The sequence below is a fragment of the Bacteroidales bacterium genome, assembly GCA_029210725.1.
Classification (GTDB): Bacteria; Bacteroidota; Bacteroidia; order Bacteroidales.
On sequence record JARGFM010000022.1, the window covers coordinates 22,814 to 36,790 of the forward strand.

Here is a 13,977-nt window from a genome sequence, read left to right on the forward strand (position 1 = left end):
AATCTAAAGATACTAATTCTGTCGAGATGTCCGACTGAGCTGCTGCAAGCCTTTGAACTTTCTACCCCTTCTGCTGTTCATACTTTTAAACTTTCTTTTATGCAATCCGTTCTCAGCTTCATCGGGGAGCTTAGCGAAAACAACAACCGCGATTGGTTTAATGCCAACAAGCAGCGCTACCAGGAGTCGCTGGAGATTTTCAGGAATTTTGCCGGCGAACTGTTAAGCGGAATTACAAAATTTGATCCTTCGGTGGGAAACCTGTTACCCAAAGACACCATCTTCAGAATCTATAAAGATGTGCGGTTCTCCAGGGACAAGCTTCCATATAAGACACATTTCGGTTGCTGGATGGCCAAAGGGGGACGCAAATCGACAGATGCCGGGTACTATTTTCACCTGGAGCCGGGAAAAAGTTTTATGGCTGCAGGGGTCTGGATGCCTCCGGGCGAGCAGCTTAAACTCATCCGGCAGGAGATCCTGTTCAATCCGGAACCCTATCTGAAGTTGCTCCGAACTACCGAAATGAAAGAATACTATGAACGGGGAGGAATGGAGGACAGGCTTAAAAAAGGTCCGGCCGGTGTCCCCAAAGATTTTATTCACCTGGAGGAATTAAAATACAAACACTACATATGGTCCAGAAATTACGGGGATGAGGTCATCCGGAAAGCAGGTTTTTCCGGCAGGCTTGTTGAAGATTACAAGGGGCTCTTTCCGCTGGTCAGCTACCTGAACCATGCCATGTCCTTTACAGGAAATCAGTGAGTGTGACTAAAGTTACAGTGGGAGTGTAAGTTTCCCTTTATTTTTGCGACAGAATCAAACAAAGAGTGCATATAACAAAAAAACATACAACATGAAACTGGAACATTTAACAAACGAGACTTTTAAAGAAAAGATTTTCAATTACGAAACCAATAAGGAATGGAAATTCGAAGGTAGCACTCCTGCCATTATCGATTTCTATGCCGACTGGTGCCAGCCCTGTAAGGTGGTTGCACCCATCCTGGAAGAACTGAAAGAGGAGTATGGCGACAAGCTTGATATTTTCAAAGTAAATACCGAGGAGCAGCGTGAACTTTCATCCGTATTCGGGATCCAGAGTATCCCCTCCCTGCTTTTCATACCCAAAGAGGGTCAGCCTCAGATGGCCATGGGAGCCCTTCCAAAAGAGACTTTCAAGCAGGCCATCTCTGAAGTTTTAAGTGTAACCCAGTAATATAACCCCCGGCAGATCATGCCGGCAAAAAAGAAACAATTATGAAAAAAATCATATTAAGCCTTACTGCAGCAGCATTCCTGAGCATATCCTGCACCAATGGTTCAGCCACATCGCTGGAGAATACCGGCCAGGCCGCAGTTCCGGTGGTAAATGCGCCTGCTGTACAAGCAGGGGACAACCAGTCCCAGGCATCCGGGAAACCGGTTTACCTGACCAAACAGGATTTTCTGGAGAAAGTAATGAATTACGAAAAAAACCAGAGCGAATGGGTCTACGAAGGGAACATGCCCGCCCTGATCGATTTTTACGCCGACTGGTGTGGCCCCTGCCGTAAAGCAGCCCCGATCCTTGAGGAGCTGGCCAAAGAGTATGAAGGTCAGATACACATTTATAAAGTAGATACTGAGAAAGAGCAGGAACTGGCAGCAGTTTTTGGAATCCGGAGCATCCCCGCCTTCCTTTTTGTCCCGCAGGATGGCAAGCCCACTATGAGCAACGGGATTGCCCAGACCGATGAGGAGACAAAAGCCATGTTCAAGCAGATGATTGATGAGCTCTTGCTTGGCAAAACCAGCAGCTAGAAAATAGTAGTTTAGGTACATAGTCTGAAAGTTGACAAGAGGCAGTCTCATATGAGGCAGCCTCTTTTCATTGATACCGGGTTGAAATAAAAGTGACGATTTATAGAAAGTAAATTTCCTGATTCAATCCATTAAGAATACCTTTGTTTCCAAAGACCCAATGATGCGACACGAAAGATCCCACACCAAAGTTATTGCCACCATCGGACCCAGAACAAGGAACAAGGAGATTCTGGAAAAAATGATCCACGAAGGCGTGGATGTACTGCGAATAAACCTGTCGCACGACACGCACGACGAACATCTAAAAACGATCAGGTTCGTCCAGGAGCTCAATAAGGAGCTGGGCTCCAGCGTGGCCCTTCTGGGCGATCTCCAGGGGCCCAAATTACGGATAGGGATGATGGAAAATGATGAGGTGCTGCTGGAGGACGGACAGGAATTCTCCTTTGTGACCACTCCCTGCACGGGCACCAGAGAGAAAGCCTACCTGAGCTACGGTCACCTGCCGGCCGATGTCTCCCGGGGGGATAAAATTCTGGTGGATGACGGGAAACTGATTTTTGAAGTAAGTGCAAGCAACCTGACAGACACCGTTACAACCAGAGTTATTTCCGGCGGGCCTCTCTCCAGCAATAAGGGTGTGAATCTGCCGCACACCAGGATCTCCCAGCCCAGTCTGACCGAAAAGGATATCAGGGATGCAAAATTCCTGCTGGATAACCAGGTCGACTGGATTGCACTCTCCTTTGTAAGAAAAGAGAAAGATATCAGGGATCTCCGGAAGATCATAGACGAACACCCCTCTAATGCGAGGATCATCGCAAAAATTGAAAAACCGGAAGCCCTGAATGAGCTTGATGCTATTATAGAGGCATCCGATGCTGTGATGGTGGCCCGGGGCGACCTGGGGGTGGAGGTCGATTTCCATAAGGTGCCCCTGATCCAGAAGAATATCATCAAAAGATGCATAGAGAAATCCAAGCCGGTGATCGTGGCCACACAAATGATGGAGAGCATGGTAAACAATCCCTCTCCCACCAGGGCCGAAGCCAATGACGTGGCCAATGCTGTTCTGGACGGAGCCGATTCGGTCATGCTAAGCGGCGAAACATCAGTGGGCAAATACCCGGTTGAGACCATCAGGAGCATGCAGATGATTATTGACTCCACCGAAACCGAAGAGTACATCTATTACAAGGAGCATCGCTCCATACCGTCAGCGAAGAACTATCTGGCCGACTCCATCTGCTACTCTGCGGTGCAACTTGCCGAGCAGGTAAATGCTGCAGCCATTGTCAGTCTTACCTACTCCGGGTTTACTGCCATCCGGATCAGTTCACACAGGCCTAAAGCGCCCATTTTTACCTTTACCATGAACCAGGATCTGATCAATGACATGTCCCTGGTCTGGGGCGTCAGGGCCTTCTATTTCGGAAAATGCAATCACATTAACGAATATATAGAGTATACCGAAGAGTTCCTGATCAGTCAGAACCTGTTAAAGAAAGGGGACCTGGTTGTCCATGTGGGCAGCATTCCAATTATGGAGAAGGGAAAGACCAATATGTTGAAGCTGACCCGGGTAAGCTGATCATATTTGAATCCTGAGCTGAAAATATGGATGGATATGGCCGAAGCCGGATGGCTGGAAAATTTGTACAAGCATGCAAAGGCCCTTTTTCGGAACAGCGACCTTCCTTCTCACGATCACACCCATCATATAAGAGTCTGGAACCTCTGCAAATCTCTGCTTGGGGAGATCGCCACATTTAACTCCGGCACAGACCAATCACTGGTGGAAGGGGTATTGATTGCTGCACTCTTCCACGATCTGGGGATGGTGCACTCCACCCGCGAAGATCATGGCAAAGGGGGGAGCGGACTTTGCCAGTCCTGGTTCAGAGAAACCGGCAGAACAAAACCGGAACGATTTGAGGAAATCCTGCGAGCCATTGAACTGCATGACCGGAAAAAAGTGCAGATATATAACTCTTTCACCACGGAGTCGCCACCCGGGATCCTGGAGATTCTGTCCGTGGCTGATGACCTGGAAGCTATGGGTACTATCGGGATTTATCGTTATGCTGAAATTTACCTCAAACGCGGTATTCCAATGGAAGAGCTTGGCATCAGGGTCCTCCGGAATGCCTTTGCCAGATTTGAAAATCTTAAGCTTTCCTGCCGGCTTTGCAGCCGGGTGCTTGAGCGCTTCCGGCCGCAGTATAAGGAACTGCGCCATTTCTATGAACAATATAATCTGCAGCTCCATAAGACTCCGGAACCGGAATCCGTACAATCAGGACCCCTGGGGGTGATTAACTGTATCCGCCGCGGCGAAGCGAATAATGCAGGGCACAGCCATAGATATCCGGAGCTAAAGGACTATTTTAGAAAACTGAACGATGAACTGGAACAGGCACGCCTATAAATATATTTTTCACCATCTGGCAGCATTCTCCCTCGTGCTGAACGGAATCTTCATTCCGGCCGCTGCCCAGGTCGAACTGAGGTATAAAAACAACGAGACGGTCACCTGGCAGGAGGCCATAGATATGTATGAATGGCTGGACGAGCAATATGAGGATGCCCGCCTGCTTCAGGTGGGATTAAGTGATGCAGGCAAAGCCCTTCATCTCTTTGTCATCGACCGCAGCCGGACTTTCTCGCCGGAAAAAATACGGGAATCCGGAAGGAATATCCTCTTTATCAACAACGGGATCCACGCGGGTGAGCCCTGCGGTGTGGATGCCAGCCTGAAACTGGCCGGCGATCTGCTGTCGGGTGCCGACAGCTGTGCACATTACCTCGATCATACCGCTGTGGCCATTGTTCCCCTGTTTAACGTGGGGGGTGCCCTCAACCGCGGATCTTACCACCGGGCCAACCAGAACGGACCGGTGGAGCACGGATTCAGGGGCAACGCCCGAAACCTGGATCTGAACCGCGATTTTATCAAGCTCGACTCCAGGAACACCCAATCGCTGGTCGCCTTGCTCAGAAGCTGGGATCCGGATATTTTTGTGGATACCCATACTTCCAATGGCTCCGACTATCCCTACACCATCACTCTAATCAACAGCCACAGTCAGCGCCATGAACCGTCCCAGGCCGGGTTCCTGAATTCGACGCTACTACCCTTTCTCTACGAAGGGATGGCCCGGTCCCCCTACCTGATGAGCCCCTACGTCTGGAGCTTCAATCGTACACCCGACGAGGGGATCATTGCATTCATGGACTATCCCAGGTTCACCTCGGGCTACGTCAGCCTCTTCAATACCTTCGCTTTCACCGTGGAAACCCATATGTTTAAGTCCTTCGAAGACCGGGTTCTTTCCACCTGGCACCTCTTAAGAGAAACCCTGCGCTTCAGCGGGATATACGGAAAAGATCTGGCCCGGGTAAAAAGAGAGGCATGGAAAGAGAAGCTGAACCGCAGGGAGTTTACCCTGCAGTGGCAGCTCGATAGCTCCAGGGCCGACCCGGTTCACTTCAGCGGATATGCGGTGAAGCAGAGAAAAAGCAAAGTAACAGGACAAAATAACTATTACTTCGACAGAAACGATCCCTGGGAAAAGGTGATCCCCTATTATAAGTACTTCAGTCCCCTGATCACGGTCCCGGTACCGGACTATTATATTCTCCCCTCTGCATGGAGAGAAGTGGTCAAGCGCCTTCAGCTTAACGGGGTGAAGATGGAGCAACTGGAGAGGGACAGCCTCATGGAGCTGGAAATCTATTACATCGACAAGTATAAAACCCTGGATCATGCCTATAACGGGCATTACCGCCATTACGATGTGGAGACCAGGACCCTTACCGGCGAGGTGCAGCTGTTTTCGGGCGACTGGATCATTCCGGCCCGACAGGAGGCTGTCGAGTACCTGGTTCAGACGCTGGAACCCCGGGCTTATGACTCCTTCTTCAGCTGGAACTTTTTTGATGAGATCCTCTCCAGAAATGAGTACTTCTCCCCCTATATCTTTGAAGAGACCGCCGGGGAGCTGCTGAAGAGTGATCCCCTTTTAAAAAAGGAATTTAAAAGGAGACAGGATGAAGATCCTGAGTTTGCCAAAAATGCCCATAGCCAGCTCCGCTTTATTTATGAACACTCCCCCTGGTCGGAATCCACCTATCTGCGCTATCCCGTATACCGCATGAGTCACTAATCTGATAATGAGCCTATGAAAAAGCTATTCCTTACCTGGGCCCTTCTGGTTCTTGTTGTATTACAGGGCCTTGCGGCCATCAGCCTGGACGAATTCCTGAACAGGAAAGAGGTCAGGGAGGTCCGGACCATTCAGAATGAATCGGGCTTTGAACGTATACTGGAGCTAATGATCGAACAGCCCCTGGATCACCACCGGCCCGACGGGGAAACTTTCTGGCAACGGGTCTATATCTCTCATGTGGATCCCTCCAGACCGGTGGTCATGGTGACTGCAGGATATGATGCAAAATACTACTACACCTCCGAAATCACCGCTCAGCTCAGCTGCAACCAGCTGATGATCGAACACCGCTATTTCGGGGAGAGCGTACCCGACAGCATTCAGTGGGAGTATCTGGATACCTGGCAGGCGGCCTCGGATCACCACCGGATCGTTGGTATGTTCAGAGAGCTCTATCCCGGACCATGGATCTCCACAGGGATCAGCAAAGGGGGACAGACCGTCATGTACCATAGCTTCTATTACCCCGGAGATGTGGATGTAAGGGTACCCTATGTGGCTCCCCTGAATTTCGGACTTGAAGATAAGCGTATCTACTCCTTCCTGGACCAGGTGGGGAGTGCCGGGGAGCGCAGGAAGGTGATGAAATTCCAGAAGATGGCCCTGAAAAGGCAGGAGGAATATCTGGAAGCTTTCAGATCCTTCTCTGAAGACAAGGGATATAGCTATGAGCTGGCCGGCGGTGTGGAAAAAGCTTACGAGTATTGTGTGCTGGAGTACTCCTTTGCATTCTGGCAATGGGGCTATGTTCCTTCCGGTAAAATTCCCGGCAGGCAGGCTTCGCCTGAGAGGGTCATTGAACACATGAACCGCGTAGCCGGATTCGACTACTTTTCCGACCAGTTTATCATTGAAAACAGGCCCTTCTTTTACCAGGCTCTCACGGAAATGGGTTACTACGGCTATGATCTGGAAGCTTTCAAAAAGTACCTGAAACATGTCGATAATCCGGTCTTTACCTTCACCATTCCTGAAAACGTGGAGCTTTCATTCAAAAAGGAGTTGTCTTATAAACTTCAGGAATACCTCAGCCAGGAGGCGGATGACTTCATCTTTATCTACGGGGAATACGACACCTGGTCGGCTACAGCCGTCACTTCCACCGGCCAGACCAACTCCAGGATTTTTGTAAAGGAGGGGGGATCGCACCGGACCAGGATCAACAATATGCCGGAAGAACAGAGGAAAAAGGTCTACGCCACCCTGGAAACTTTCCTTGATTAACTTCCGTACCTGGCTATGGCCGTATCATACTCCTCCAGGAATTTATCAAAGGAGAAGGGACGGCCGTGGGCCGGATAGATGCTCTTCACCGGAAGGTTCCGGATCAGCTTCCAGCTCCGGACCAGTGCACCCGGATCCTCGGCAAAGGGAGGAAAGTGCAGTTTATTGGCCAGTCCGAACAGGGTATCCCCACTGATCAACTCCCCATTCTCCATCAGTAAGATCATGGATCCCGGGGTATGACCGGGAGTGTGCAGCACCCTGCCGGGAAAGCCGTAATCCCCCAGGTCAAATTGCTCATCCGCCAGAAGATCGGGATCAACACCCGGGAATTTCATCAGTTTCCTGGCAAAAATCCTCCCCAATCCCACCAGCAACCTGGCCTTCCATCGGGTTCCCGGCGGAATGGGCGAATACCCCCAGGAGAGACGTTCACTCTCGGAGCGATGGACCACTATTTTGCAGCCGGTCAGCTCCTTCAGCATCCCGGCCGACCCTGCATGATCGAAATGAGAATGAGTCAGCACCAATAATTTGAGCATTTCCGGCTCCAGACCCAGTCCCCTGAGGGCTTCCAGGATTTTGACCTCCGAACCGGCATTCCCGCAATCTGCCAGGATAGCCTCACCGGGCCTGTAAATCAGGTAGCAGGAGACATTCACCAGTCCGATCCGGTGAACTTTATAGCTTTTTCCGGACATTATTTTACAGGAAAATCCATCAGTTTTTCACCCTCCAGGTAGGCTTCGAGCCGATCGTTGATGGCTACGGGCCCCACCCCTGCCGGAGTACCGGTAAAGATCAGATCGCCGGTCTTCAGAGTCATAAAACGGGATACATAGGCAATGATCTTCTCAAAACTAAAGATCATCAGGGAGGTGGATCCTTCCTGGACCATCTTCCCATTGATATCGAGCCTGAAGGAAAGCTTGTGCAGATCGCCGAACTTCTCCACAGGTAAAAATTCACTGACGGGAGCCGAATAATCAAAGCCCTTGGCTATTTCCCAGGGAAGGCCCTTCTTTTTCTGTTCTGCCTGCAGATCACGTGCAGTAAAGTCAACTCCCAGGGCAACTTCATTAAAATAACGTGCGGCATAAGCTTCCTCAATGCTTCTGCCCAACCTGTTGATCCGGATCACTACCTCAAGCTCGTGATGCACCTCCTTCGAAAACCCGGGATAGAAAAACGGACGGTTGCCGGTGACCAGGGCAGAGTCGGGTTTCATAAAAAAGACCGGATTTTCAGGGACTTCATTGTTCAGCTCCCTGGCGTGAGCCACATAGTTCCTTCCAATGCAAATGATCTTCATGAGGCTATTTCTTAATGGAGCCCAGCTTGATGCTGGTCAGCACCTTTTTTGTATAGAGAGGAAAATCCCCGTTCATCATCCAGCCATAGTAGCCCGGATCCTTCTCCAGTACTTCACTTACAGGCTTGCCTTTGTGCTTCCCGAAATTAAAAACCTCCACATCCTCCTCATTTAATACAATCCTCCCGGCAAAATCCACATTGCGGTTGTGGGCGGAGAATTCCGCCAGCTTCCCGATGTCGTTCTCCAGATTTGGATAGCGGTCCAGCTGAGCCTGCAACACTTCATAGGTGGCCCTGGTATCGGCCTCTGCAGAATGAGCGTTGTTCAACTCCTTGTTCAGAAAGAACTTGTAGGCAGCGGAGAGCGTACGGGGTTCCATTTTCATAAAGATCACCTGCACGTCCACAAATTTCCTCCTCTTCAGGTCAATATCCACGCCTGCTCTCAGGAACTCCTCCGCCAGAACGGGTATATCAAACTTCACAGAGTTATATCCGCCCAGGTCACAGCCTTCAAAATCCCTGGCCAGGCTTTTGGCCACTTCGTTAAAGGCCGGTGCATCTTTCACATCCTCATCCGATATTCCATGAATGGCTGTCACCTTCTCGGGAATGGGTATCCCGGGATTCACACGAAAGGTTTTGGAGCTTTCATTGCCATGGAGGTCCACCTTCAGATAAGAGATCTCAACGATTCTGTCAGAGGCGATATTAATTCCGGTGGTCTCGAGATCGAAAAAAATGATTGGATTCTTCAGTTTCAACCTCATGCGCTATGCGTTTATCATCATAGGCATCAGAAGCATCAGAATATCTTCGCTTTCATTCTGCGTTTCGGAAGGAAGCAGGATCCCGGCACGGGTAGGATCGCTCATCTCCAGCACCACATCGTCGGAAGGAAGGTTTGCGAGAATTTCGATCAGAAAGGTCGATTTGAAGCCAATCTCCATATCCTCCCCTTCGTACAGACAGCTTAATCTTTCGGTAGCCGAAATAGAAAAATCGATGTCCTGAGCGGAGACATTCAACTGATTTCCGGTGAGACTGATTTTCACCAGGTTACTGGCCTGGTTGGAGAAGACCGAAACCCGCTTCAGCGTATTATAGAAGGTCAGGCGATCGATGCTCATCTTATACGGATTGTCGGTCGGAATAACAGAGTTGTAACTGGGATAGTTGCCTTCCACCAGCCTGCAAACGAGTTTGTAATTGGTCAGTGTAAAAGAGGCATTGCGGTCATCAAACTCCAGAACCACTTTGTTCTCCTCCCTGGGCAGAATATTCTTCAGCAGCGATGCCGGCTTCTTTGGAAGAATAAAGCTTGAAGCACTTCCTGCAGAGGCATCGGTTCTCTTATAACGTACCAGTTTATGGGCATCGGATGCTACAAAGGTGATGTCATCGGGAGACAGCTCTATAAAAATGCCGTTCATGACCGGTCGCAGTTCATCATCGGCAGTTGCAAACAGAGATTTGCTGATTCCGGCAAGAAGAAGCTCCTGCTCAAGCTCCAGGGTCTGCTTCTGATCATCCTTGATCACAGGCATCTGCGGGAATTCTGCCCCATTCTGACCTGGAATGGAGAATTTTCCGTTCTCGCTCTGGATCACAACCATCAGGCTGTCAGGGTTGATCTCAAAGGTCAGCGGAATATCCGGGAACTCTTTGAGCGTATCATTTAACAACCGTGCAGGAATTGCCACAGCTCCCGAACCATCTGTATTTTCAAGCTCGATGTGCGTAACCAGGGTCGACTCCAGATCGGATGAGGTAATCTCCAGAATCCCTTCCTCCAGAGAGAAAAGGAAATTGTCTAAAATGGGGAGTGTGTTCTTGTTACTGATCACACGACTGATGGCCTGCAGATGACCCAACAGTTCCATACTGGACACAACAAATTTCATATATGTTTGCTTTTATTTAGTGAGTCAATGAACCATCAATTATACGAAAAAAAATCCTTATTGCCGCAGCTACTTTTCCCGAAAATAATGGGATAAGCCGCGCATCAGAACATCCAGGTAGATGTAGTTGACAATCATGGCATCCTGCATATCATTGTACAGGACCAGGGCCCGGAACAGATCGGGTTCTGAACCGGGTATTTCAGAGTAGGGAAAGATCTGCAGAGAGTGCTGCTCGCCCTGAAAAGTTTCCACCCTGATACTGGCCAGTTTTTCAACATGATCCCCGCTTCTCAGGAGCGAGTCGGCGCTTATACCGGTTCTCCGTTCATACCTGAGAGAGGTGAAATAACTGAATAGAAGTTTCATCGAAAGCTCCCTGGCTTCCCCCTCGGGCAGCTTCGTATGCTCATTGCCCGGCTCACAGCGTATATTCCCCTCCCGGTCCTGTGTAAAGCGAAATGCCTCCCCCGAAAGGAGCGCGATCTTTATGCCTGAAATCCCGGAAGGGGGGAGGTCCATCAGAAGATGATCCCTGTAATGATCCGGGGTTGCTGAAAAAACCCGCTCCAGGTCCAGGCCGGGATATCCCGGCACAGACACAAAATAGGCCTGTTCTGATCCCTGAGGGCTCAGAAGGTACCCGCCCATGGCCTTCCTGAGCCCATAACTCAGAAGAAGCCTGTCGTCCCTGAAAAACGCCAGCTCCCTGGACTCTCCCTGTGGGTCCTCATAGCCCCTGGCCTGCTCCGCATCCACCACGGACGCTACTTCCAGCCGGCTGGCTGCGATCAGCAGATTTTCCATCGATACAGGATTTACCTCCTCTGTTCCAAAGAGGTACCATCCATCCTCCACCCTGATCAACTCGACAGAGTTATAGGGGTCCACCAGTACAATGCGGTCCACATCCTTCATGCTCCGGATCGCCACACTCCGACCCTCCCTATCCGGCCAGTTCCAGGGATTGAACAAAAGCAGGAGCAGGATCAGGAACAGGAACACGCCTGCGACGACCGGGATGGCTTTACGGCTCTTCATCTCAGTGTGCATATCTGCGTTTCCTGACTACCTGAATGATAATTCCCGAGAATACCACCATCAGCAGCGGCAACAGGGTGTTTACAAGTTTCCATTTGAGAAGCCGGGACTTTTGACTGATCAGTTCATTGTTCAGGAGACGAAGCTTAAACTCCCTGGAGCGCAGCTCCATTAAGCCGGTCTCATCGGTCATATAGTTAACCACATTCATGATGAATTCACGGTTTCCAAAGGTCTGCCGGGTATACCTGTCAAATCCCAGGGGCTGAGCCCTGAATGCTCCACGCTCATATTGCACTTCGTTGGCGGCTATGTCGCCATCGGAGAGGACAAATACGGAAGATGGCTCTCCCTTTTTGATGCTTTGCCAGTTTGAGGGTGATACCCCCTCCGGCACGGGGTAATTGAGGTAAAAGGATTCGAATCTTCCCTCCAGCAGAATACCAACCGGAAGCCGGGCAGAGCGGTAGAGTGCCGGATCGGGTTTTGCGGTCACCTCCTCCATATTGATGTAGAGGGGAACATCCCTCTTGCGGCTGGCCTGCGATGTGGCCAGCAATACTGTTTTTCTAAGCTGTCCGGAGGTGCCGGAAAGAGTGTCCATGGAGGAGGCAAACTGGCTCAGAACATAGTTAATCCCCTTGCTTACAGGGTGGTTATCCGGTCCTGCCAGCAGTGGATGGTACACCCAGGGCATCATGGTGAAGCGTGCCTGCTCCCCTGCCGGAGCCGTATTCACTGGAACATAATTGCACTGCATATCCGCCACCAGGTTATAGTTGATCCGGATCCCGTACTTAAACAGAAGGTCCTCCAGTCCCACCGGGTTGGCCAAAGCCACCGTGGTCCCTGTGGAGAGGCTGTCGGCAAAAGGGTGCACCGGATCGAGGAAAAAGAGGACCTTTCCTCCCTGCATAATGTACTGGTCGATTGCATATTTATCAGCCTCACTGAAGGGATAACGGGGACGGGCAATGATCAGAGCCTCGTAGGGAAGTAAAGCCTCCACATTTCCATGGATATACCCGCGATCCACCTGGAAAAAAATTTTCAGTTCGTCCATCAGGCTGTGAGTCTGCAGGGAATCAAGCTCTCCATGTCCCTCTATAAAGGCAATGCGCGGGACCTCTTCCACGGTCAGGCTGTGAATGGCCCTGGCAAATTCATATTCCAGGGTCTGAATGGAGTTATTCAGATTCACTTCATGCGAAAGGGAAGGATTATTCTTCAAAAGGTTCACAGGCATCTCATAGGGACCGCAGGCCACAATGGCACCCGGAAAGACGGTCCTGGTGGCACTACCTCCTTCATCGTCCCGCACCTGGATGCTGGTCACATTCAGGCCCCGGTCGTACAACTCCCCGATCATCCTGTTCCGGATAGCCTCATCGGGTTCGTCGTACAGATTTATAAACTCGTATTGCAGTTTCTCTCCGCCATAGGCCCTGAAATCGTCCATCAGTTCCCGGATCGATTTCCGGAAATTGACAAATTCAGCCGGGAGGTCCCCGTCCAGGTATATTTTCACATAAACCACATCATCCAGTTCCCTCAGGAACTGTTTCGTAGCCCTTGAAAGGGTATATTTTTTTTCAGAAGTCAGGTCGATCCGGAAAAACTTTATTTCTGCCAGCAGGCCAAGTACCACAACCAGGACCAGGGCAATTCCCAGCTCAGTCAGATGTCTTCTTTTGAGTCCTTTCCTGTCCATGCGCGCCTTACCATTTACTGCTTTGTAGAACGGTGCGGGTTCCAAGCAAAAAGAGCAGGATCACACCGGCGAAATAGAGCATATCCCTGGAATCGATCACTCCCCGGCTGATGGAGTTATAGTGGTAACTGATCCCCAGGCGCGAAACCAGGAAAACAATACGCCCCGATTCGGCCATTCCGCTCAGGAATTCAAATCCCATATACATCAGGAAGGATAGAAAGACCGCCAGAATGAAGGCAACAATCTGGTTCCCGGTAAGAGAAGAGGAGAACATGCCGATGGCTGCATAAATCCCGCCCAGGAAAAGCAGGCCCATGTAGGAACCCCAGGTGCCTCCTGCATCCACATTTCCCGGGGGACTGCCCAGTCGGGAAACGGACCAGAAATAGATCAGCGTAGGAATAAGCGAAAGAAGCACCAGAATCCAGGAGGCCAGAAACTTGGCCAGAATAATCTGCAATTCCGACACCGGCCTGGTATACAGCAGATCCAGGGTCCCGCTTCGCCTTTCCTCTGAAATCATCCTCATGGTAATAGCAGGAACCAGGAAAAGAAAGAGCCAGGGAGCAATGGCAAACAGGGAGTCGAGGGTGGCGTAGCCGTTCTCCGGCACATTAAACTGCCCGGGCACGATCCACATAAACAGGCTGTTGAGCAGAAGGAATACCACAATCACCACATAGCCTGTAAGGCTGCTGAAAAAACCATTGATTTCCTTCTTAAAAAGTGCCCACATCTTCCC

The 13,977-nt window shown here is 50.4% G+C and carries 14 protein-coding genes; 7 read left to right on the forward strand and 7 right to left on the reverse strand.

Annotation, left to right across the window (positions count from 1 at the left end; all coding sequences use genetic code 11):
* Positions 1-99 precede the first annotated feature (99 nt).
* The 7 genes from P1P86_12250 to P1P86_12280 all read left to right on the forward strand — a co-directional run bounded on the left by P1P86_12250 (position 100) and on the right by P1P86_12280 (position 7,262).
* Positions 100-768, forward strand: a complete 669-nt coding sequence (locus P1P86_12250) for a DUF2461 domain-containing protein (GenBank protein MDF1575949.1) — start codon at positions 100-102, stop codon at positions 766-768.
* Positions 769-859: 91 nt separating this feature from the next.
* Positions 860-1,222, forward strand: a complete 363-nt coding sequence (trxA, locus tag P1P86_12255) for a thioredoxin (GenBank protein MDF1575950.1) — start codon at positions 860-862, stop codon at positions 1,220-1,222.
* A gap of 41 nt (positions 1,223-1,263) precedes the next feature.
* On the forward strand, positions 1,264-1,806 hold the full coding sequence (trxA, locus tag P1P86_12260; protein MDF1575951.1) for a thioredoxin: 543 nt from the start codon (positions 1,264-1,266) through the stop codon (positions 1,804-1,806).
* A gap of 163 nt (positions 1,807-1,969) precedes the next feature.
* Positions 1,970-3,400 (forward strand): pyruvate kinase, encoded by a 1,431-nt coding sequence (gene pyk / locus P1P86_12265; GenBank protein MDF1575952.1) that lies wholly within the window; start codon positions 1,970-1,972, stop codon positions 3,398-3,400.
* Between the two features lie 6 nt (positions 3,401-3,406).
* On the forward strand, positions 3,407-4,237 hold the full coding sequence (locus P1P86_12270) for an HD domain-containing protein (protein ID MDF1575953.1): 831 nt from the start codon (positions 3,407-3,409) through the stop codon (positions 4,235-4,237).
* On the forward strand, positions 4,212-5,975 hold the full coding sequence (locus tag P1P86_12275; GenBank protein MDF1575954.1) for a M14 family zinc carboxypeptidase: 1,764 nt from the start codon (positions 4,212-4,214) through the stop codon (positions 5,973-5,975). Before P1P86_12270 ends, P1P86_12275 begins: the two co-directional genes overlap by 26 nt.
* Positions 5,976-5,990: 15 nt before the next feature.
* Positions 5,991-7,262 (forward strand): S28 family serine protease, encoded by a 1,272-nt coding sequence (locus tag P1P86_12280; GenBank protein ID MDF1575955.1) that lies wholly within the window; start codon positions 5,991-5,993, stop codon positions 7,260-7,262.
* Here the strand turns inward: P1P86_12280 and P1P86_12285 are convergent.
* The 7 genes from P1P86_12285 to gldF form a co-directional block, all read right to left on the reverse strand.
* The gene (locus tag P1P86_12285; GenBank protein MDF1575956.1) at positions 7,259-7,963 is read right to left on the reverse strand and encodes an MBL fold metallo-hydrolase; all 705 of its coding nucleotides are present in this window, start codon (positions 7,961-7,963) and stop codon (positions 7,259-7,261) included. The two genes, P1P86_12280 and P1P86_12285, sit on opposite strands and share 4 nt — an antisense overlap.
* On the reverse strand, positions 7,963-8,574 hold the full coding sequence (locus P1P86_12290) for a fumarylacetoacetate hydrolase family protein (protein ID MDF1575957.1): 612 nt from the start codon (positions 8,572-8,574) through the stop codon (positions 7,963-7,965). Before P1P86_12290 ends, P1P86_12285 begins: the two co-directional genes overlap by 1 nt.
* A 4-nt stretch (positions 8,575-8,578) precedes the next feature.
* Positions 8,579-9,346 (reverse strand): 3'-5' exonuclease, encoded by a 768-nt coding sequence (locus P1P86_12295; protein MDF1575958.1) that lies wholly within the window; start codon positions 9,344-9,346, stop codon positions 8,579-8,581.
* 3 nt (positions 9,347-9,349) lie between these two features.
* Positions 9,350-10,480: a DNA polymerase III subunit beta gene (gene dnaN / locus P1P86_12300; GenBank protein MDF1575959.1), complete on the reverse strand. Its 1,131-nt coding sequence runs from the start codon at positions 10,478-10,480 to the stop codon at positions 9,350-9,352.
* 69 nt (positions 10,481-10,549) lie between these two features.
* Complete coding sequence (locus tag P1P86_12305) at positions 10,550-11,521, reverse strand: hypothetical protein (GenBank protein ID MDF1575960.1); 972 nt, start codon at positions 11,519-11,521, stop codon at positions 10,550-10,552.
* Between the two features lies 1 nt (position 11,522).
* Positions 11,523-13,232 carry a gliding motility-associated ABC transporter substrate-binding protein GldG gene (gldG, locus tag P1P86_12310; protein ID MDF1575961.1) on the reverse strand — a complete coding sequence of 570 codons (1,710 nt, stop codon included), beginning with the start codon at positions 13,230-13,232 and terminating at the stop codon, positions 11,523-11,525.
* Positions 13,233-13,239: 7 nt separating this feature from the next.
* Entirely contained in the window at positions 13,240-13,971 is a 732-nt protein-coding gene (gene gldF / locus P1P86_12315; protein MDF1575962.1) for a gliding motility-associated ABC transporter permease subunit GldF, read from the reverse strand.
* Positions 13,972-13,977: the final 6 nt, after the last annotated feature.